We start from the raw sequence: 22415 nt of genomic DNA, 5'->3' as shown, positions 1-22415 counted from the left end.
TATTATACATAATTTAAAATTTGATAGTGGCGTTATTATCAGTTAAATCAGATAACGCAACACCTTCACGGCGTGGATCAGCTCCGCCGTAAAGTTTGTCATTTTTAACTTCAACTGCGTGTAAGCCCGAGTTTAAGTCAATAATACGTACATTGTGGCCGCGTTTAGTAAGCGCAGGCGCAATGGCTTCAATAGCTGTGCCTTTTTCAAGGCTGGTATAATCGTTACGATTTGTTGTACGCGGTAAGTTAATAGCGTCTTGCGCTGATAAATTCCAGTCAATAACACCCACAACAACTTGTGCAACGTAATCTATGATACGACTACCGCCAGGTGAGCCTACAATTAAACGTAAGCTGCCATCTTTATTAAATACCATTACCGGTGACATAGAGCTACGCGGGCGTTTACCAGCCTCTACACGGTTTGCTACAAGCTTGCCGTTTTTACGTGGCGATAACGAAAAGTCAGTTAGTTGGTTATTTAAAATAAAGCCATTAACCATAACCGTAGAGCCAAACGCCATTTCAATTGAACTAGTCATCGAAACGGCATTACCTTTACTATCTACAATAGAGACATGAGAAGTAGAAGGTAACTCGTATGAATCATCCATTGCATAACTTAGGTACCCTACTGGATTACCGGCTACGGCTTTTTGGTCTGTTTCGGTAATTAATTTAGCGCGTGAGGCAATGTAATCTTTGTTTAATAGCTCTTTTGTAGGTACTTGCGTGAAATCGGGATCGCCCATGTACATATCGCGATCGGCAAATGCAATACGCGAAGCTTGGCTAAAGTAATGAATCGCCTTTTCGCCATTTGGTTTAAGTGCGCTCATATCTTTATGCTCAAGTAGGCCAAGCATTTGTAGCACAGCTACACCGCCACTACTTGGTGGCGCCATAGAACACACGTTATAAGCACGGTATTGTATACATACCGCATCGCGTTCCTTACTTTTGTAATCTGCTAAATCTTGCACACTTAATTTACCAGGGGCTATTTTAGAGTGCTGTACAGCATTAACCATTTGTTTAGCGTTTTCGCCTTTGTAAAATGCATCAATGCCCTGCTTTGCAATGTCTTTGTATAAATCAGCAAGCGGTTGATTCTTTTTAACACTACCTACTTCAATTAACTTACCATTTGGGTAAAAGTATTCGTTAATAATGGGCATACTCAATACACCAGGGTTTAATTGGCGTGCTAATAAGCCATGTAAACGCGGCGAAATTACAAAGCCTTGCTCTGCAAGTTCAATAGCCGGTTTAAAAAGCGCTTCCCATGGCAATGTACCGTATTGTTTATGCGCGCTTGCAAAGGCGTGTAAAATACCAGGCACACCAACAGAGCGTCCGCCTACTACAGCTTCAATCCATTTAACGGCTTTACCGTGCTTATCTAAAAACAGCGTTTCGTCTGCATTTGCAGGTGCTGTTTCGCGGCCATCAAAACTAGTCAATTTATTGTTAGCTTTGTTGTAATACATCATAAATGTACCACCGCCAATACCTGAGGATTGCGGTTCAACTAAAGTAAGCACTAGTTGAGTAGCAATCGCAGCATCTACGGCACTGCCGCCTTGGGCTAAAATTTGTTGACCGGCTTTTGAGGCATATGGATTTGCCGCAGCTACCATGTATTTATCACCTTGCACTACTTTTTTATGGATTAATCCGGTAGCAGCTTCAGGTTCGCGAGTTTCAATTTGAGTTGTTTGCTGTGCAAATGAAGGCAGTGATACTGCGCACAGCCCAATGGCAAATAATGAGTTAAGTTTAAAATGCATAAAAATACTAAAAACACTTAATTACGTAGTTGTATTTGGCATCTTAAAGTTAAACGGGCACAATATGCAAAAATTTTGACTAAAAAAATATAATAAAATGCTTAATTTACCTATTCAACCTCGTTATATATTACCGCCTATTATTTTGCTGCTTTTTAGTACCATTTTTGCTGCATTTGATTTAAATAGTTTACTTGAATTTAACCGAAGCCTAATTGATGATGGCGAACTGTGGCGAATTTTTTCTAGCCAATTTGTTCATGCTAATTGGGCTCATTTGGGATTAAATGCCAGTGGTGTTTTACTAATATGGTTACTACATGGCGAATACACATCCCCTACTCGCTACGCTTTTAATGCAATTTCGCTAGCACTGTGGTGTGGACTCGGTGTTTATTGGTTTTGCCCAAACATACATATTTACACCGGATTAAGTGCTCTACTGCATGGTGTAATTATTTGGGGCGCAGTTAAAGATATAACCGTAGGGCTTAAGTCGGGTTATTTATTATTTATAGGCGTATGGATTAAAATAGCGTTTGAGCAATTTAGCGGCCCTAATGCTGATATAGGAAAGCTTATTAACTCCACTGTGGCTATTGATGCACATTTAATTGGTGTAATTGGCGGGACTCTGCTTGCCATACCACTGGTTATAGAGCTCTTTAAAAAGAAAAAATAAAGTTAGATTTTGTTCAACCCAATAAAAACGCCGCATTAGTTAACTAAACCAATGCGGCGTTTTTGTTTTTATAATTAAAGCTTAAAGCGTTTCTTTAAATAATTTATGAATACGGCGGTATTCGTCTAACCAGCTTGAAGGCTGTACAAAGCCATGCGGTTCAACAGGGAATATAGCTGTTTCAAAGTTTTGTTTTTCAAGCTCTATTAAGCGCTGTACTAAACGCACTGAGTCTTGAAAAAACACGTTATCGTCAACCATTGGGGCATTAATTAATAAACGTTTGTTTAAGCCCTCAGCGTAATAAATTGGCGAGCTGCGCTCATACGCAATCGGGTCAACATCAGGATGGTTTAATATATTAGCTGTATAACCTGTATTGTAATGTGCCCAATCGGTAACAGGTCTAAGTGCCGCACCCGATTGAAACAACTCAGGCGCGGTAAACAATGCCATAAAGGTCATAAAGCCGCCGTAAGAGCCACCATAAGTGCCGACTGCTTTGGTATCAACGTTGGCATTTTGCGCCATCCATTTAACGCCATCGGCTAAATCTTGTGTTTCAGGCGTTCCCATTTGACGATAAATTGCGGTGCGCCAATCACGCCCGTAACCTTTAGATGCGCGGTAATCCATATCCATTACTATGTAACCTTCATCAGCGAGCAATGAATGAAACATAAATTCACGAAAATAAACCGAAAATCCCATATGTGAGTTTTGTAAGTAACCCGCGCCGTGGTTAAAAATAACTGCTTTGCGATTTTTACCTACTTCACCTTCAACGTAATCAGCTGGGTAGTACACTTTTGCGTATATTGGTTGTTCGGTATGGCTCGATGGCACAGCAACAATTTTAGGTGCAGTTAGCTTTTTAGCTAAAAACTCATCCGACACTGTATGAGTTAATCGCGTTGCTTTTGTATTGGCTTTAGCATCTGCTACGTAAAGCTCATTAGGCATAGTAATTGTAGAGTGCTTAAGAAGTAACTTGTTTTCATCTGGGCTCAACGTGTAATCGGTCATGCCGTTTAAGTCAGTTACTTGCTCGCTATTACCTGTTTGCGGGTTAACACGGTAAATTTCGTAAAGCCCTGGATGCTCAACATTCGCTTTGTAATAAATTGCGCTGTCGTCGCTGGTAAGCGTTAAGTTAGAAACCTCAAATTGGCCTTGTGTTAGTGCGGTTGCACTACCATTTACAGGCTTTTTATAAAGCTGGCTGTAACCCGACTCTTCCGATAGGTAATAAAGCGTGTTTGAGTTATGTAACCAACCAAAGTCGTTAAATGCGTAAGCAATCCATGCATCGTCATGCAGGCGATGTTGCGACACAAGTTTGTTGTTTTTAAAATCTACCGTTGCAAGCCAGCGGTCTTTGTTGTCCCACGCTTCAAGCATTACAGCTACTTGCGAGCCGTCATCGTTCCATACTATTGGGCTTTGCTCAAAACCCCAGTCCATAATAAGGTTAATACCACGAGGTGCCTTTTTAGACTTATATGTTTTACCATCACGTGCATAATTTTCTTTTTTAACTGCGGCTAAAACATCTTCGTCAAAGCCCGGTAAGGTATTAAAGCTAAGTGATGTTTGCTCTTTGTTAGTTAAATTGATGTAGACAAGCTTTGAGGTTTCTTCTTTAGCGTCGGCTACACGGCGGCGTGCTTTTTTAGGTTCTATAGTGGCGTCATTTGTAATGTAGTTAGGCATAATATCGCCATCACCACGCCAGTCTGTTTGCTTTTGTACAACGACTAACAGCGCATCACCATTTGGCGAAAGCTGCGCTTCTGCAACGGTATTTCCTTCGCCTAAGTAATAAGCTGTGTTAACAATTGAATCGTTTTGTTCATTAATTTGCTCACTGCGTGCTTGCTTATCTTTTTTATTTTTTTGTTGGAGCGCCACAAATTTAATCAATTTATGCTGCTCTTTAGCAATATACGTGCTTGGCTCTTCAATACCTTTTGGCTCATCAGCAAGTTTTAAGTTAGCAAGCTCGCTCGTTAAGCCTGTTTTTAAATCAACTTTAAAAAATACATTGCCTTGGCGGTAAACTAAATCGCCATTATTTAAAAATTGTGGCTTTGACTCGCCCGCTGATGTAGCTGTAATTTGTTTAAGTTCGCCGGTTTTTAGGTTTTTAACAAATACATTGCCTTTAAATGTGTAGGCCGCCATTGTTTTATTTTTAGAATAAACGGCTTTATTAGAACCCACAGTATGAAGTTTATTAAGAGCTACTTGCTCTGCTGTTTGGCTAGTAACCGATTGGCTAAATAAATCGCGTAGTGTATTACCCTGCTCTTTTTGAGCATAAATAATAGTAGACGAATCGCTCGCCCAGTAAGCACCCTCTGGCTGATTACCCATCCAATCCGGATCGGCCATTGCTTGTTCTAGCGTTATTTTTTGTGAGCCGATATCTGCTGGCGTGTTTACAACCGCAGCAATTTTAGTTGCTGGTAAAGCACTTTGCTGTGTTGAAGAGGTATTAGCGGTAGCGCTACAACCTGCAAGCATAACACTTGAGGCAACAGCTAAGGCCACTAACGTTTTAGATGAAGAAAAATTAAAAATCATAGTGCTTCTATACGGTTATTATAATTAAGCCGTATTTAAGCAGAAGCACTTAAGTTATTGCAATTTTTTAAGATAAATAGCCATTAAACAGGGTAAAGCTCAGTTTACTAGCGCTTCTCATGTTAACAGGCGTTATTCAATTACCAAATCAAGCCAAACCATGCGGTGATCGCTCGATGCGTTTCTATCTTTAATTAAGCGATACTCACTACTCATTTTAGTAGGCCAAAACACACCACCGTCCTTAATTTTTAAACCATAGTTTGATGGTAAAACGTAATCAACACGGGCTTGCCAATTAGCACTGTAATTTTGTGCATATGGCACATCATACTGCTCTTTAGCACCTTCGCTTTTTGGAACAAAGCTTGCGTTGATAAGTGGGTTTTTAAGTAATTGGTCGGTGGTATTTGTACGGGCTTTGTCCCCCTCAGGGGCTGCATTTAAATCGCCTAAAATAACAAAACGAGAGTGAACTTTTAAACCGCCCTTTTCGCCTTTATCGTCATAAATATACTTAGCATTTGAAACGTAATCGGCAATTAATCTTACTTCATCGTGGTTACGCTTGCCGTTTCTATCCTCTTCACCGTCAAATACAGGCGGTGTTGGGTGAGATGCAATAACATGAATTGTTTTATCATTTATGCTGATAGGTAAATCCCAAAACGATTTAGAACTGAGTCTAAGTGCTTGCCATTCTTGTGCGTTATACCAGTTTTCACCTGTTTTAGGCATTACAGGCATTTGTGCATTTGGCATGTCTTTATATTTAAAGGTTTGAAGGGTTCTTACTTTATCAAAATTAATTGGGTATTTTGACAAAATAGCCATACCATAATGCCCTTCAAAAAAGCCAAAGCCTTGTGCATCGCCCATCACGCCATTTTTATTGCCATCGTTATCTAAATCAAACTCGGTAGCTAGGCCTGTATTTACTGGTGCAATATAAGAGTAAGGGTAGTTAATAGCGGCTTGTTTTTGCTGACCTACATTTAAATAATGCTGATTAAAGTATTCAATGCCTTGCTCTTTTGGGATGTAATCAAATTCGTTAAGTAAAATAATATCAGGGCGAACACGCTGAATAATTTCCGCTATGTTCTTAATTTGCTGGTGGTTAGCTTTAAGTGCATTAACTAAAGCATCACTTTTAACTTGCTCACCTTTAGGCGTGTGATTAGTTGCATCCATACTTACATTAAAAGTTGCAACACGAAGAGATTCCGATGCAAATGTATTTAAGCTAAATAATGCAGTAATGGCTAGCACGCCAGATATTGTTTTTAGTTTCATTGTTTTACTTCACAAATTTAAAATTAGACTTTAACAGTATTACATATTCAAAGCCCATTTTTATGACAAAAAAATACCGGCTTAAGCCGGTATTTATATAAAGGTATGATAACTATTCACTGAGCACTAAATTGGCAGCTGCTTTTAAAATACCAGGATAATCTTGCTCTGGTAGGTACTCTGTAAGTTCACCAAGTTTGTCCGCAAGCTCACTCATATTAACAGCTGATACATTAATATGGCCCATTTTACGACCTGGCTTAGCTGTTTTACCGTACCAATGGCTCGTTAAATCAACCGTTTTTAATACTTCACTTGGAATACTTGGTTGGCCTAATACGTTTATCATCGCGGTAATGTGTTTAAGCTCTGTATTACCAAGCGGCAAACCTGCAACAGCACGCATGTGGTTTTCAAACTGTGAGCAATGGCAGCCTTGTTGCGTCCAGTGGCCTGAGTTATGTACACGCGGTGCAATTTCGTTAACGAGTAACGTGCCTCTTACATCAAAAAACTCAATTGCTAATACGCCAACGTAGTTAAGCTCGTTTGCTATTTTTGTAAATGCATCGTTTGCTTGAGCTTCAACACTTTGATTATTTTTACCGGCAATAGAAAGCGTTAATACACCATTTGTGTGCTCGTTTTCTGTTAGCGGATAAATAGCAACATTACCGTGTTTGTCGCGTGCACCAATAATAGATACTTCACGATCAAACGGAATCATTTTTTCAGCAATAATCGTATGTGGCGCAAGCTCGGTGCCCGATGCAATAAAATCATCCATTTGTGACCAAATTTCGTCTATTTGATCATCAGATTTTAAACGCCATTGGCCTTTTCCATCGTAACCCGCTTGACATGTTTTAATTACAAGTGGTTTACCTAGTGTTTTAACGGCAAGTTCTAAATGCGCTTTTTCAGTAATTAATTGGTACGGCGCACAAGTTACGTTTGTTTTATCAAGCAATGCCTTTTCAAGCGAGCGATCGCCACCGGTTTTAATAGCGGCTTTTCCTGGGTAAAACTTATTACTGTTACAGCAAAGGGTTAATACGTCATCAGGAATGTGCTCAAACTCGGCAGTAATGGCATCAGCGTTTGATATTGCTTGCTCAAGCGATGTGTTATAAATGTCACCGGTTAGCGGGTGCATAATTTGTTTACTGCCTACATCGTACGCAACAACGTTTAAATTAAGCGGCGCGCCTGCAAGGCTCATCATACGTGCAAGTTGCCCTGCACCTAATATTAAAATATTCATTATTACTCTGCAGGGTTTGGATTAGCTAATATAGTGTCGGTTTGAGCTTTACGAAACGCTTCAATTTTTGCAAAAATTTCTGGATTTTGACATCCTAAAATTTGTGCAGCTAATAAACCCGCGTTTGCTGCGCCCGGCTCACCAATTGCAAGCGTACCTACTGCAACGCCTTTAGGCATTTGGCAAATAGATAAAAGTGAATCAACACCATTTAATGCTTTTGATTTTACAGGTACGCCAAGTACAGGAAGCGACGTAAAAGCAGCTGCCATACCAGGTAAATGCGCTGCGCCGCCAGCACCAGCAATAATAACTTTAATACCACGTTCTGCGGCTGAACTTGCGTAATCAGCAAGTAATTGAGGAGTGCGGTGTGCAGACACGACTTTGGTTTCGTACTTAATGCCAAAATGCTCTAGCATAAGTGCTGCATGTTCCATGGTTGGCCAATCTGATTTTGAACCCATAATAATGCCAACAGTCATAAATACTCCTCAGTAATGTATTTTAAAAATAGCGGACTTATGTCCGGTTTTAGGCGGGTATTATACCCAAACCAAGTTTAATTGCGACTCACAAAAACAAAAAAAGCCATGTTTAAACATGGCTTTTTAGAGTTAACGGGTAAATAGCTAATTAAGCTTCTTTACTCGCTAAGTATTCGGCGTAGTTGCCTCTAAAGTCGATAACTTTACCGTCTTTAATTTCCCAAATACGGGTTGCAACCGATGATACAAACTGACGGTCGTGGGAAACAAACATCAATGTACCCTCGTATGCTTCAAGGGCTAAGTTAAGCGCTTCAATTGATTCCATATCCATGTGGTTAGTTGGCTCATCCATTAACAATATGTTTGGCTTATGCATCATAATTTTACCAAACAACATGCGGCCTTGCTCACCACCTGAAATTACTTTAACTGATTTTTTAATATCATTTTGAGAGAATAACATACGGCCTAAGAAGCTACGAACCACTTGCTCGTCGTCGCCTTCTTGTTGCCATTGCTCCATCCACTGAAACAAGTTCATGTCGGTTGCAAACTCATCAGCGTGATCTTGCGCGTAGTAACCAATATTCGCGTTTTCTGAGAACTTAAACTCACCAGCTTTAGGTGCTAGGCGCCCTGCTAATGTATTAAGTAATGTTGTTTTACCAACACCATTTTCACCAATAATAGCAATACGTTCGCCAACTTCTACTAAACCTTCAAGTCCAGAAAACAACGTATTGTCGTCAAAACCTTGTGTTAAGTTTGTCATTTCAAGTGCGTTTCTGAATAACTGCTTTTCTTGATCAAAACGGATAAACGGCGTTTGGCGTGAAGATGCTTTAACTTCGTCTAATTGGATTTTGTCGATACGTTTAGCACGCGATGTTGCTTGCTTAGCTTTAGATGCATTAGCAGAGAAACGAGATACAAACTGTTGAAGTTCAGCAATTTGGTTTTTCTTTTTCGCGTTTTCGTTAAGTAATTGCTCACGTGCTTGCGTTGCTGCAAACATGTATTCGTCATAATTACCTGGGTAAATACGAAGCTCGCCGTAGTCAATGTCGGCCATGTGTGTACACACAGAGTTTAAAAAGTGACGGTCATGCGAGATGATTATCATGGTACAGTCGCGCTGATTTAACACGTCTTCTAACCACTTGATGGTGTAAATATCCAAGTTATTAGTAGGCTCATCAAGTAGCATAATGTCTGGGTCTGAAAATAATACCTGTGCAAGTAGCACGCGCAGCTTAAAACCCGGTGCAATTTCTGACATTGGGCCAAAGTGTTGGTCAGTGCCAATACCTACACCTAATAAAAGCTCACCTGCTTTAGATTCTGCAGAGTAACCATCCATTTCAGCAAATTCAGTTTCAAGATCGGCTACTTTCATACCGTCTTCTTCACTCATTTCAGGTAAAGAGTAAATACGGTCTCGTTCTTGTTTAATTTCCCACAACTCTTTGTGGCCCATAATCACGGTATCGATTACTGAGTATTCTTCGTAGGCAAACTGATCTTGGTTAAGTTTAGCAACGCGTTCGTTAGGATCAGTACTTACATTACCTGCAGACGCTTCGAGCTCACCACTTAAAATTTTCATAAATGTTGATTTACCACAACCATTTGCACCGATTAAACCGTAACGGTTACCATCGCCAAATTTTGCTGAGATATTTTCAAATAATGGTTTAGCACCAAATTGCATGGTGACATTAGCTGTACTAATAATAGCGCTACCCTCCAAAGGAGTAATGATGTATTTAAATTGCGCGCAGTTTAAACCAAAATGGCCTGTTTTTCTATGAAAGTTTAAAAGCAAACCACTGCGTTTTAGCCATTTATTATGGCTATGTAGTTAGTAGTAAAAATAACGGATTAGATTTAATGGTTTCGTTAATTTTTATTCAGCTTATTCTAATTAAAATCCATAAAGTATGTTTTATAAACGGGCATAAGAGATTAGAAATTACGATACAAATTAGAGTAAAAACACTTTTAACGTATTTGTGTGTCTACTTAACTCATTTTTGTTCACCCTATAATAATAAAAAGTTATATTTATGAAAATAAAGTACTTTTAGAGCTTTTACACTAGTTACTACTTTTTAACCAAGATGAAAATAATTCAAATTACTATTTTTATACATCGCTAATTTCTCATCCTATTTACCTATCAAATCATTAAAAACATAAACTTTTGCAACACCTGAAAAACAAAATTAACCTTTAGTGAATATCCGTTAAGTTTAACGATTAATTTTATTGAGTATTTTTCACTTTTGAGCCGTTTATTGCTTTGTTAGTCTTCGAATCTGAATTTTTACCTACGTAAAAAATTGACCAATTTACACAGGGCAACACACAAGATGAGCAAAAAATTAGCGACGCTTATTAGCGCAAGTATTGTATTCGCACCCGCTGTTTCGGCAGTTGAATTATACAAAGATGACAAAAATACTGTTGAAGTTGGTGGATATCTTGATGTGCGTGTAATTAATACACAAAACGAAACCGAAGTTGTTAACGGTACCTCGCGCATTAACTTTGGATTTACCCGAAAGCTTAAGAAAGACTGGACCGCACTCGCACTCGTAGAATGGGGTGTAAACCCTGTTGGCAGCAGCGATATTATTTATAACAATCGTTTTGAGTCTATCCAGGATGAGTTTTTATACAACCGTTTAGGTTACGCAGGGCTTTCGCACGAAAAATATGGCCAACTTACCATTGGTAAACAATGGGGTGCATGGTACGACGTAGTTTACGGCACAAATAATAGCTTTGTATGGGATGGCAATGCGGCTGGTGTTTACACCTATAACAAAGACGATGGCGCTGTTAATGGCACTGGCCGTGGAGATAAATTAGTGCAGTACCGCAATAGCTATAACGATTTTAGTTTTGCAGTACAAGCGCAGCTTAAAAACAGCGAATTTTATACCTGTGACGTCACCGACATTTCAGAAGAAGAATGTGAAGCACTTTGGAACTCTGGCGATAGTGCAGCCCAAGAAGTTGAATTTAATTACACATTTGGTGCGTCTGTAACTTATAACCCAACTGACATGCTAACACTTACAGCAGGTGTTAACCGTGGTGAGTTTGATTTAACGTTTGGCGATGGTTCTACTCGCAATGTTGAAGATTTAATTTATGGTGCAGGTATTATGTGGGGCAACATTGATGAGCCCGGCCTATACGTTGCAGCCAACGTAAATAAAAACAAAAACCACGACACAGATAACATCGGTCGCTTAATTAAAGACGCAATCGGTGTAGAAACATTTGCATCTTACCGCTTTGATAACGATTTTCGCCCTTTTATTGCCTACAACGTGTTTGATGCCGGTGATGATTACGTAATTCAGCCAAACTTTAACGCCGATCCTAACGATGTATTTAAGCGTCAGTTTGCTGTTATTGGCCTTCATTACCTAATTGACGAAGCTACTATTGCCTACATAGAAGCGCGTAAGGACTTTAGTGACTTCGAAAGTGATAACGACGATCAACAAGCACAAATGGAGCAGTCGGAAGACGACGGTATAGCATTTGGTTTTAGATATAAGTTCTAAATATAAGCTCTAAATATAAGTTTAAAAACGACTACAACTTCCCTAAGCACAACCCTTTTAGCCCTTTTGACTTTTTTAATTGGGCTTTTTTATTCCGCCATACTTTTTTTAATACTTGGTTTTGCATTTAAGGCTATTTCAACAAATGCATTAACAGCCGCATTGGTATCTGCTTTTTTAAATTGTAATAGCACCGGAATTTGCGTAAATACATCGCTCAATTTTATAAAATGGCACCCTTTACTATACAATTTACGTACGCAATAAGGCGCAATTGCCACACCAAGGCCTGCAGCCACTTCGGTAACTAATGTTTGCATATGTCGAGGTTGGCTAATAATGTTCGGTGAAAAACGAGCTTGTTTGCATTGCAAAATGGTTTCATCAAAAAGACCAAGTGCTTCCTCTCTATTAAAAATGATAAATGGCTCATTTTTTAGTTTAACTAAATCAATGTTTTTATAATTTGCTAGCGCATGGTTTTGATTAACTATGGCCACTAATGAATCTACATAAATAGTATGACTTACAAATTCATCGTTAATCGAATCAGGTAAAGGCCGTGAAAAACCCACATCAATTAAATCATTTTTAAACGCATGTATCTGCTCAGTTGCGGTCATTTCAAACAATGTAACGTGCACGCTTGGGTATTGCTGTTTGTATTCTCGAACCAGTGCTGCCATAAAGGCTAAACATGCCGAGCTTAAGTGCGCAATATTAAGTGTACCTACCTGCCCGTTGTGGGCACGTTTAACCTGAGTTTTAGCTTTGTCAGCTAGAGCCAAAATAGCGCGTGCATCTTTTAATAGCTGCTCACCCGCTTGAGTTATTGCAACATCGCGTGAATTTCTGATAAACAGCACAACATCAAGCTCGCTTTCGAGCTGTGCAATATGCCTACTTATTGCAGGTTGCACGGTGTGTAGCTCTTTGGCCGCTTCTGAAAAACTCTGATGCTTAGCCACGCTGACAAAACTTTTTAATGTTTTAATATCCATTACGCACCTTAAATGCATTTTTTGTATAGATTCTATAAAATAATATCATTTTTGTTATAGGTAAAGAACTCATACCATAGCGGCATGAGTTAACAACACTAGACAGCTATGACCAAACCCAAACAAAATCAGTCATTAAGTCGATTTATTTTATTACTAATGACCACTGCAATTGCCGCAACAGCAGCAAACTTATACTACAACCAGCCTATTTTACCGCTTATAGCGAACGAATTTAATTTAACTGATTCACAGCTTGGGAGTATTCCCGCGCTTACACAAATTGGTTACGCGTTTGCGTTATCATTTATTTCTCCTTTGGGTGACTCGATTGCTCGCAGGCGTTTAATTACTATTTTGTCGAGCTTATTAGTAGTGGCTTGTAGTGCAGCAATGCTTGCACCTAACTTACCTTTATTACTTATATCGGTATTTTTAATTGGTGTAAGCGCCAATATAACCCAGCAATTAATACCCTTTGCAGCATCGCTTGTATCGAGCGAGCAAAAAGGTGCCACGTTAGGCACATTAATGATGGGCTTAACTATCGGTATTTTACTTTCAAGAACGTTAAGTGGATTTGTAGGTGAGCAATTTGGTTGGCGAAGTGTATTTTTAATGTCGGCAGTACTCGCAGCATTATTTGGTATATTACTGCGCGTGTTTTTACCTAGCAATAAGCCACACACTAATTTGCGTTATTGGCCTCTCATTAAAAGTACGTTGGCGTTGTTTATTAAACATAAATCACTGCAGCATTTTACACTTTCGGGCGCATTTTGGTTTGCATCATTTAATGTGCTTTGGGCAACACTTGCAATTTATGTTAGTGATGAGCCATTTAACTACAACGCTCAACAAGCTGGTTTATTTGGTGTAATAGCATTGGCTGGCGTAATAGGCGCTAAGTCATCGGGTAAATGGGTCAGCAAACTAGGGTCTAAAGCTCTAATTATGATTGCACTTACGCTTGCGGCAATCGGCTTTGCTATTACAGGTTTGTTTAATGGCAGTTTAGCGTCGTTGGTTATTGGTATTATTTTAATCGACTTTGCCATATTTAGTGCGCAAGTGGCTAACCAAGTGCGTGTTTTTAGTATTGAACCCACTGCGCAAAGTCGCATAAATGGAATTTACATGCTGGGTTATTACATTGGAGGCGCTGTTGGCTCAATGGTTGGTGTTAAGGCATTTGCACTTTATCAATGGCCTGGCGTTGTTGCTGTAAGCATTATATTTATTTTGCTAAGTGGCATTTTTAATTCATTTGCTAAAAAGTAATCGCTTAAAACTTAAGGAGTAAAAATGAATACATTGAAAACAGCGGGTAGCTTTACATTACTGTGTATTGCCAGCTTAACTATTATGGTGGGAACCCTACTTGCGCCAGGTTTAGTAAGTATTTCACAAGGATTAGGTATAACCGATAACACCGTACTTTTAATTACGTTGCCATCGTTAGGAGCTGTGGTGTTTGCGCCCTTCGCAGGAAAATTAATTGATAAATACGGCGCTTATAAACTTTTAGTAATTGGGTTATTTTTATATGGGGTTGAAGGTGCCAGTGCTTACTTTTTAAAAGGCCCAACGCTTGTATTTGCTAATCGATTTTTACTCGGCGGTATAACGGCAGTGGTTATGGCAAGTTGTACGGTTTTAATTTCTGATTGGTACACAGGCGAAGCACGCCTTGGCATGATTGCAAAACAAGGTATGGCGATAGAGTTAGGCGGTGTTATATTTTTATTTTTAGGTGGATTATTAGCCTCGCAATTTTGGGCGCTGCCATTTTCACTTTATTTAATAGCGTGGGTATTTTTGGCTATGCTTTTATTGTTTGTGCCAAATAAAAACTCAGTGGCTAGTAATAACGATGAAGTGTCAGAACATCTACACCACAAAGCTAATAATGGCCTCACGTTAAAAAGCGTTTATGTAATTTCAACACTCGCGATGACCATATTTTTTACGTCTACTGTGTTACTGCCCATCGTAATGAACGAGGAAAACTTTGACGAATCACAAATAGGCCAACTACTCGCATTTATATCTTTAGTGGCTGTAGTTACTGCAGGCTTTATGCCTAAAATAACAAAGAAGCTTGGTGAGCCCAAGGTTTTGGCATTTGCCTTTTTAGCGTTTAGTTTATCGTATATTTGTTTTACACAAGTAAGCACCCGACCTTTAATTTTAGGCGCAATATTAATAGGTATAGGTATAGGTATAGGATTTGGTTTTAGTATTCCGCTTTTAAACCATATGACGGTAGAGCTCAGCGATGTGAAAGTACGCGGCCGTAACTTATCGTACTTTACGATGGCTGTATTCTCGGGTCAGTTTTTACCTCATTTATGGAATATATACCTGGTGGTGAGAAAAACGTATTTATAATTTGTAGCGTTTCAGCATTTATAATTGCACTGGTATTATTTTTTAAACCGACCAAAGCAAAGCAGTCGTAACTTACAAAAGAGCATTTTTATAAATGCTCTTTTTTTATCTAAACTTCCCACTTTACTATTTGCACTACTTCCTTGATTTTTTTTAATTTGACTCTATTGCTAAGTTTAGCATTATAGCAATGCTTAGTATGATGTGTTCTTTTGCTATAAAGCCACCAGCTAATATATAATAATTGCATTAAGAGTATAAAAAATGGTGAAACTATATTGAAATTGCAAAGTGCTTGCACTGATTATTGCTGATCACAAAGGCGTAAGGCTAATTAAAAGCAGTAACAAAGAGGTGTGGTATATGCTCATAGGTACAGCCTGTATTCTAACTCAACATCTTCAAGCTGTATATAAAAACAGTAAGTGTATTTACCGTGCAAAGATAAATTAAAACAATTTCCCTTTGTAAGTCATTAATAACATTAAATTAAGTAAAGTGCTATGAAGCTGATTCGTTATCATAAATAGTTAAAATACCGGTAACTGTATATGCATACAGTTACCGGTTATGCCTATCTAACCTACTTTTTAATAAACTTACTAAAACCAGCTAATGCCTTTGATACACTCAGTGTTGGATTATCTGAATGCTCAGCACCTTCGTTTATAGCGCTTTGCCACACAAGGTTATTATTAGGGTTTGCTGTTAAAGCGGCCTCTAAATTACTAAACGCTTTTAACATTAGCGGATGCTCTGCCCCACCCACCGAAAGATATAAATAAGTAGACGACTTAACTTTGTTATCTTGAGCACTTAAAAACGCTTCTAAATTATTAACTACGGTCATATCGTCATACCAAGCCGCAGGGCTAAAAGCAAAATAGCCATTAAACAATTCAGGCTTTGTATGCAGTGTATAAAGCACAAAGCTACCTCCTGCCGAAAAACCACTTAATACACGGTTATTACTAAGCTTATATTTTGCTGATAAATAAGGGAGTAACTCAGTTTCAATAAACGCTAAAAACTTGTCGGCTTCACCATTTGGTTCAATAAGTGTTTCATGCTCTGGACGCGCTTGTGTATTTACATCTTGGCGGGCATAAGGAGGTACTAAATCGCGATTACGTGTATCTGTAAAAAACAAATTAGGAATAGACACCAATATAGCCTTATCCCCTTTTTCGCTCTTAGCTTGTTTTGTAAGTGCTTTATCCCATGTATCTAAATTAAAGTTACCATCGGTTTTAATAATTAACGGATACGCTTTTTTAGGATTGTAATTAGCGGGCAATCTTATAAACACTTTGCGCGACTCATTAAGCACGCTTGAGTTAATTGTTACATCTGTATAGGCCGATACATAATGGTTATAATAACGTATAGCTAAAATACCAATAGCAAAAATGACTACGGCTAAACTTAAATTAATAATATAGTGTTTTGTTATTTTTATTGCCATACGGCATTCCTTTCAATGTTTAGGAGTTATTTAATCGAGCTTAACCCATTGCTTTATTTCCAGCGCGGTCATAATAAGCTCAACCGAAAACGCGGCTAAAATCATCCCCATCACACGCGTTAAAATAGACGCGCCGCCAGTACCAATTAGCTTAATAATTTTACCCGAAAGCAGCAACAGTATTAAGGTAATACCCAACACACCAAGTGTAACAAGCGCTGTGCCTATTTGAGTAGTAATTGGGTGTATGTGGTTATCGGTAAGTAGTATTACCGCCAAAATAGCGCCAGGAGTCGCCGTTGCAGGTATAGCAAGCGGAAACACGGCTATATCGTGATCGGGGTCTTGTTTGGCTTTGTTAGAATCGTTTCCAAAAATCATTTGCAGGCCAAATAAAAACAATATAATTCCGCCCCCTAACTGAAACGATACCAACCTAATTCCCATCGCATTAAGTATTAGTTGCCCTATTAAAATAGACCCTAATAATACGCCCCCAGCATAAAGCACCGTTTTAAATGCAGTTTTACGACGTTGTTGATCAGTTAAATGAGAAGTAAGCGCAGCAAACAGCGCCATTGTGCCTATAGGGTCAATGGTCGCCCAAATTACAAGCGCATCTTGAGAGAGTTTTTCTAGCATATAAAATCCTTGTTAAGCGTAAATGTTTAATAAAACACGGGTAACAAATTCATTTGCTTACGCTTAACTATAATAGAAAGCCGCTATTTTTTGTATTTTATTTACTGAGCTTTAAGGATTGAGAAAAGGTAAGCACTTATAATTGCCGTCTTGAGTTAAAGTGATTTATGCCAGACAGAATTTTCTCTTAAACTAAACCCTAGTTTCATAAGTAAATTATGACAACGTGCATTATGTGCGCTCACCTCAGCCGACAAATGTTTAAGCGGAATATGCTTAACTAGAGTTTCAATAAAACCGGTCACCACTTCAAACATTACGCCCTTATCCCAAAAGTCAGGATGCAGCTCAAATCCTATAAACGCACTACTTTTACACGGGGTTAAATTATAAAGCCCACAAGTACCCATTAACTTTCCAGATATATTATGTTCAATTGCAACTCGAATTACTTCACCTTCGTAATATGCACTAATATCATCTTGTATTAATTGTTTGATTTGCGTTTTGCTAAGTGGTGTTTCGTAGTCGTTAAATTCTGACACGTGCGGGTGATTTAAAATATTAAATAAACACGCTGCGTGTTTGTGGGTAACTAAACGCAGCGTAACGCGCTCAAGCTTTGTGGTGTTAAACATTTTATTTAAGTGGTTAGTTAAATTAGCTCTTTATGGGCACGCATTATTAACTTACCATACCCTATTAACAAGCATTATCTTTAAAGCAAAAAGAGTAAGAGAACGTAATGAGTGACGATTTTAAAGTAATACAACCCACTACCACAGTATATTGCCCAAAGCGCGGCGAAGGCTGGACCTTAACAGGCATTACTAATATTAACGAGTTTACCTCAGTAATGTTTGACGGCACACGCTATACGCTTCCAGCACGCGAAATAGTAGAAGAACTTCTACCTAACCAATTAGCGCGTGAGCAAAATAGCTAACCAAACACATACACAGTAAAAAGGCTGCAATTTTGCAGCCTACTATCTAATTAACGAGTTAAAATGCATCGTCTTCGCTGTAAACATTAACGTTTAGCTCGTCATCATTTTCAAATACCACAAACGAAATAGGCTTACAGCACACTTGGCAGTCTTCTATGTATTGCTCATCAATATCTGCTGCATCAAGTAATACTTCTATACTTTCTCCACAATAAGGGCAACTTATTGATGTTTCTGTTAACTGGTTCATTTATCACCTGCTAATTTATATCACGGATGTTGTCACTTTAATGAACACGTAAGCATAATTCAACACCCCATTAAATAACGCATACTTGGCTAACCCAATTAAACCGTGCTACTAACTTAAATAGTGATCTTGTTACTAGCCTTATCCCTATAAAACTTGTCAAAGTGCAATATTTTTCACCATATATAAGTTGGCCAGCCCTCTACAATGAAATTGTATTAGCACTTAGCGGGTCTAACTTTATAAGTATTTATAAACTCACAGTACAGATGGATAATTTTATGAAAAAATCACTTACGCTTGCATTAACATCTGCCGTTATTTTGTTTAGTACATTCTCCCATGCAGCTAAAACCGAAAAAGCCGTTCTAGCTGGAGGTTGTTTTTGGTGTATGGAAAGTGACTTTGAAAAGCTAGAAGGCGTAACCGATGTAATATCGGGCTTTACTGGCGGTAAACTTAAAAACCCGACATACAATGGTAATCATAAAGGCCATTACGAGGCCGTAGAAATCACATACGATCCGGCCATAGTTAGCTATCAGGGCATACTTGATCATTACTGGGTAAATATTGATCCCTTTGATGCCAAAGGCCAATTTTGTGATAAAGGCCCTAGTTACTTAAGCGCTATATTTGTACAAAACGACGAACAACGTAAATTAGCTGAAAAAACAAAAGCAGCTGTTGTAGCCGAGTTCCCTAATCAAACTGTGGTTACACCTATACTAAACGCAAGCACCTTTTACCCTATAAAAGGGAGGGAAAGCTTTCACCAAGATTATTACAAAAACAATCCAATCCGATACAACACTTATCGTTGGCGTTGTGGTCGCGACAGCCGCCTAGAAGAAATCTGGGGTGACAGAGCAACCCATTAATCGCGTTAAATCAGGTATACCACAGTAAAATATTAAAAGGCTGGTTTAATTATCAGCTTTTTAATATTTTAGTTATTGCGAGATTCTTTAATAAATCGATATCTAAATTCAGATAAGTAACCAACAATGCTAACAAGCAAAGCAGAATTAAAATCACCTCTCACAAGCTGTGTCCAAACATTTCCTTCTCCATTAAAGCTAATGTAAATAGCCATAATAAAAGCAACAAACGCTGAAACTTGATACATCCAAGAATATTCACCAAAAAATTTCTGTGTCACACTTTTTTCTTTTAATTTATCTTCCACAATTAATCTCCATTTTATATTGCTATTAAATCCTAGCTATAACATAGGCAAAACAAGGAATTTATAATAAAGGTTTATTTATACACCGTCTATTTCATAAAGCCTTTGTTATTAAGCTAAGTGCTTGAATAGCAAATAGGATACGTGGTACTTCGCTTTAAGTGGACAGTATTGCTTGACTAAAGATACTTAGTTTTAGGATTCATTATCAATAAATAGTATATTCTGTTTCCTAAAGCGGGCTGTTTATCTACTAAATCAAATGCAATAAATTGCACTCCTAGATTGATATAAACAAAATTTAACAGCTGGAGTTACACAAAATGTTTGCCAACCAATTACAACTAGCGCGTGCTCTAGAGTTACCAACACGACAAGCCATGCTTTACCGTGAACCAGCAGTACAAAACTTTTGGATAAACAACACTGACCTAATTGCAAACACGTGGAGCGAATGGGAAGCAACATCAATAGATAGCTCAACGTTTACGCTAGACGACACACTACTTGATAAAAACATACGTGAAGCAGTAAAACAAGCATGGGAAGATCCATCAAAAGAGCTAGCCGTAAAAACGTTATTACACGAAGTAGCGCCTGATGTGTTTCAATTTCAATTTTTTGATCCTGAGCGACTAGCAGTATTACGCGGATATTTAGAACAAGTATGGAATTCGCAAATCCCTATGCGCCCGCCATACGGCATAGTGTTAAATCGCCGTGGTGCCATGCTTGATAGCCGATCAGAAGGTTATTTAGCCGCGCCAAGCTTTCAAGCATTTTATAACGAAATACTAAACACTTATATGCGCCCTATTTCACGTATGCTGTTCCCGGAAGTTATGGGGTTTGATACACAAACATTTGGCTTTTCAATTTATTATGAGCCAAATACAGATTCGTCAATTCGCCCACATACCGACGCATCAGCTGTAACGCTTAACATTAACCTAAATTTACCAGGCGAAGAGTTTACAGGGTCACAAGTGGACTTTTATCACCCGTACACAGGTGACATTAAATCACTTACCTTTAAGCCTGGTACTGCCATGTTACATCGAGGCAATATTGCACACGCAGCCAAGCCTATTACCAGTGGCGAGCGAACTAACTTTGTATTGTGGTTGTATGGGGAGCGCGGTCGATTACCAGCACAAGGCGCACCACGCATTCCTGTTGATGCTAAACAGCGCTGGACTAACCCAAACAAACCAAATGATGGCTATGCACCATTTTAAATAATCGCTTTTAAAGTTTTAAATACAAATGGCTGCCTAATTTAAGCAGCCTTATAAAAATAAAGCTTATCCAGTAACCAACACGTTTTAAGTTTAGTAATATCAAAAAACCGCCCTATTCATAATCTATATTGTCGCCACTTATAACAATAGATAACACAAATTTTCCGCCTTGCTTTTCTTATGTCCCAGTACTTCGCTTAACAAAGTACAAAATTTAGGAGGATGTCATGTTTTTTTGTATTTAATTGATAAGCCACTGTAATGCTTAAGTTGGTAATTTAATAAATTGTGCTATCTTTTTACTATCTACATTATAAAAATACGAGCTAACATGTTGTTCCGAGGTACAATTGCCATAGCAATATTGGCAATTTCTGCTGCTAATAAAACCTATGCAAACGACATAGATGTACAATTTAGTGGTTTTGCATCCTTAACACTCAGCTACACGGACGATTCAGATATTGGCTTTGCATCGAGTTATTCAAATGTGAACGAATCTGGTTTTTCAGCAACGCGTGATTCAATTTTAGGTGGTCAGGCTAATATATCACTAGCCAAAAATTGGGACTCTGTAGTTCAACTAGTAATACAAGATCATGCCTTTAAAAGCTTTGATAATTTTTTAGAACTCGCCTTTGTACGCTATCGCCCATCACGTAACTGGGCCATCCGCGCAGGTAGGTTAAACAGCGACCTTTACTTACTGTCTGAGTACCCTTACGTTGGATACGCTTACTTATGGGTGCGCCCGCCTCATTCGTATTACTCATTTGCAAACATTGCAGGTAATTTTGATGGAATAGACGTTGAATACAGTAAAGCCATTAACGACGGTTTTTTACGTTTAAAACTCGCTTATGGTAGCTCTACTGCAAAGATACAAGCCTATAATGACGACTTTTTTATTGATTTTGATAACTTAACAACCCTTAGTGCAACCTACTCTTTAGATGCATGGACAATGCGTTTTTCGTTATCAAGGTCAAACTTTGGCGATTATAAACTAACCGCGTTGGACGAATTTATAACCGCACTCGATTTAGTACCACAAAGTGTATGGCCGCAAGCACAAAGTATATCTAACAAATTTAACACCAAAGGCAACAGCATAGAATACGCAGCCTTTGGCGTTACTTACGATAATAATAATTGGCTTATTCAATCTGAGTTAGGTATTTCAGAATCCGATTGGATAATAGCTCCATCTGTATTTAGCACTTATATTAGTGCGGGCTACAGAGTAGATGATGCAATATTTTACACAGGCTTTACGGCAGCTAAAAATCGCCATGATGTAGTTGAAGTAAACAGCCCTATTTTCCCACCAGGTACTCCTGAGCAGTTTTCAGTACCCATACAACAACTCGCGGTTGCCACTCAATCTTCAGTTCAAATTACAAATGTTCACCAGCACTCTATTAACGTAGGCGTAAAATGGCATTTTTCGGATCGTTTAGTATTTAAAGCGCAGTTAGACCGCTTTGATATAAAGCCTCAAGGTGCGGGGCTATGGAGCCTTAGCAATCCTGCTGATGCAAATAAAAGCAACAAAGTACATATACTCAGTTTAAATGCTAGTATGGTGTTTTAGT

General features: G+C 38.5%; 20 protein-coding genes. 8 read left to right on the top strand and 12 right to left on the bottom strand.

Going from position 1 to position 22415, the window contains the following annotated elements; all coding sequences use genetic code 11:
- Positions 1-13 precede the first annotated feature (13 nt).
- Positions 14-1792 (bottom strand): gamma-glutamyltransferase, encoded by a 1779-nt coding sequence (gene ggt / locus H5090_RS13450; RefSeq protein WP_182695942.1) that lies wholly within the window; start codon positions 1790-1792, stop codon positions 14-16.
- Positions 1793-1889: 97 nt separating this feature from the next.
- Here ggt and rrtA point away from each other — a divergent pair, with 97 nt between their 5' ends.
- Complete coding sequence (rrtA, locus tag H5090_RS13445) at positions 1890-2474, top strand: rhombosortase (RefSeq protein WP_182695941.1); 585 nt, start codon at positions 1890-1892, stop codon at positions 2472-2474.
- Positions 2475-2555: 81 nt separating this feature from the next.
- On the opposite strand, the gene H5090_RS13440 is transcribed toward rrtA, so the two are convergent.
- The 5 genes from H5090_RS13440 to H5090_RS13420 form a co-directional block, all read right to left on the bottom strand.
- Complete coding sequence (locus H5090_RS13440) at positions 2556-5060, bottom strand: prolyl oligopeptidase family serine peptidase (protein ID WP_182695940.1); 2505 nt, start codon at positions 5058-5060, stop codon at positions 2556-2558.
- A 132-nt stretch (positions 5061-5192) separates the two neighbouring features.
- Entirely contained in the window at positions 5193-6356 is a 1164-nt protein-coding gene (locus H5090_RS13435; protein WP_182695939.1) for an endonuclease/exonuclease/phosphatase family protein, read from the bottom strand.
- 112 nt (positions 6357-6468) lie between these two features.
- The gene (locus H5090_RS13430) at positions 6469-7620 is read right to left on the bottom strand and encodes a 5-(carboxyamino)imidazole ribonucleotide synthase (RefSeq protein WP_182695938.1); all 1152 of its coding nucleotides are present in this window, start codon (positions 7618-7620) and stop codon (positions 6469-6471) included.
- A 2-nt stretch (positions 7621-7622) separates the two neighbouring features.
- Positions 7623-8105 (bottom strand): 5-(carboxyamino)imidazole ribonucleotide mutase, encoded by a 483-nt coding sequence (gene purE, locus H5090_RS13425; RefSeq protein WP_002962540.1) that lies wholly within the window; start codon positions 8103-8105, stop codon positions 7623-7625.
- Positions 8106-8256: 151 nt separating this feature from the next.
- Positions 8257-9846, bottom strand: coding sequence for an ABC-F family ATPase (locus H5090_RS13420; RefSeq protein WP_138490010.1), 1590 nt, complete (start codon positions 9844-9846; stop codon positions 8257-8259).
- Positions 9847-10483: 637 nt separating this feature from the next.
- Here H5090_RS13420 and H5090_RS13415 point away from each other — a divergent pair.
- Positions 10484-11692, top strand: coding sequence for a porin (locus H5090_RS13415; protein ID WP_182695937.1), 1209 nt, complete (start codon positions 10484-10486; stop codon positions 11690-11692).
- A gap of 89 nt (positions 11693-11781) precedes the next feature.
- Here the strand turns inward: H5090_RS13415 and H5090_RS13410 are convergent, their stop codons facing one another.
- Entirely contained in the window at positions 11782-12693 is a 912-nt protein-coding gene (locus H5090_RS13410; protein WP_182695936.1) for a LysR family transcriptional regulator, read from the bottom strand.
- A 108-nt stretch (positions 12694-12801) separates the two neighbouring features.
- Between H5090_RS13410 and H5090_RS13405 the strand changes: the two genes are divergently transcribed.
- Positions 12802-13974: an MFS transporter gene (locus H5090_RS13405; RefSeq protein WP_182695935.1), complete on the top strand. Its 1173-nt coding sequence runs from the start codon at positions 12802-12804 to the stop codon at positions 13972-13974.
- Between the two features lie 24 nt (positions 13975-13998).
- Positions 13999-15084, top strand: a complete 1086-nt coding sequence (locus tag H5090_RS13400; RefSeq protein ID WP_259395102.1) for an MFS transporter — start codon at positions 13999-14001, stop codon at positions 15082-15084.
- Between the two features lie 583 nt (positions 15085-15667).
- Here the strand turns inward: H5090_RS13400 and H5090_RS13395 are convergent.
- From H5090_RS13395 to H5090_RS13385, 3 genes are all read right to left on the bottom strand, one after another.
- Positions 15668-16549 carry an alpha/beta hydrolase gene (locus H5090_RS13395; protein WP_182695934.1) on the bottom strand — a complete coding sequence of 294 codons (882 nt, stop codon included), beginning with the start codon at positions 16547-16549 and terminating at the stop codon, positions 15668-15670.
- Positions 16550-16579: 30 nt separating this feature from the next.
- Entirely contained in the window at positions 16580-17191 is a 612-nt protein-coding gene (locus H5090_RS13390) for a MarC family protein (protein ID WP_033029579.1), read from the bottom strand.
- 155 nt (positions 17192-17346) lie between these two features.
- Positions 17347-17829 carry a GNAT family N-acetyltransferase gene (locus tag H5090_RS13385; protein ID WP_182695933.1) on the bottom strand — a complete coding sequence of 161 codons (483 nt, stop codon included), beginning with the start codon at positions 17827-17829 and terminating at the stop codon, positions 17347-17349.
- A 107-nt stretch (positions 17830-17936) separates the two neighbouring features.
- Between H5090_RS13385 and H5090_RS13380 the strand changes: the two genes are divergently transcribed.
- Positions 17937-18137: a hypothetical protein gene (locus H5090_RS13380; protein WP_002962626.1), complete on the top strand. Its 201-nt coding sequence runs from the start codon at positions 17937-17939 to the stop codon at positions 18135-18137.
- Between the two features lie 58 nt (positions 18138-18195).
- On the opposite strand, the gene H5090_RS13375 is transcribed toward H5090_RS13380, so the two are convergent.
- Entirely contained in the window at positions 18196-18390 is a 195-nt protein-coding gene (locus tag H5090_RS13375) for a CPXCG motif-containing cysteine-rich protein (protein ID WP_002962627.1), read from the bottom strand.
- Between the two features lie 281 nt (positions 18391-18671).
- On the opposite strand from H5090_RS13375, the gene msrA reads away from it, so the two are divergent.
- On the top strand, positions 18672-19271 hold the full coding sequence (gene msrA, locus H5090_RS13370; protein WP_039487894.1) for a peptide-methionine (S)-S-oxide reductase MsrA: 600 nt from the start codon (positions 18672-18674) through the stop codon (positions 19269-19271).
- Between the two features lie 68 nt (positions 19272-19339).
- On the opposite strand, the gene H5090_RS13365 is transcribed toward msrA, so the two are convergent.
- Positions 19340-19579 carry a hypothetical protein gene (locus H5090_RS13365; protein WP_182695932.1) on the bottom strand — a complete coding sequence of 80 codons (240 nt, stop codon included), beginning with the start codon at positions 19577-19579 and terminating at the stop codon, positions 19340-19342.
- A 323-nt stretch (positions 19580-19902) separates the two neighbouring features.
- Between H5090_RS13365 and H5090_RS13360 the strand changes: the two genes are divergently transcribed.
- Complete coding sequence (locus H5090_RS13360) at positions 19903-20817, top strand: 2OG-Fe(II) oxygenase family protein (protein WP_182695931.1); 915 nt, start codon at positions 19903-19905, stop codon at positions 20815-20817.
- A 334-nt stretch (positions 20818-21151) separates the two neighbouring features.
- Positions 21152-22414 (top strand): hypothetical protein, encoded by a 1263-nt coding sequence (locus H5090_RS13355; RefSeq protein WP_182695930.1) that lies wholly within the window; start codon positions 21152-21154, stop codon positions 22412-22414.
- Position 22415: the final 1 nt, after the last annotated feature.

It is taken from the genome of Pseudoalteromonas sp. SR43-5, from assembly GCF_014163835.1.
GTDB classification, from domain to species: domain Bacteria; phylum Pseudomonadota; class Gammaproteobacteria; order Enterobacterales; family Alteromonadaceae; genus Pseudoalteromonas; species Pseudoalteromonas distincta.
The sequence above is the reverse complement of the archived record's forward strand: the minus strand, read 5'-3'. Positions and strand labels throughout refer to the sequence as shown.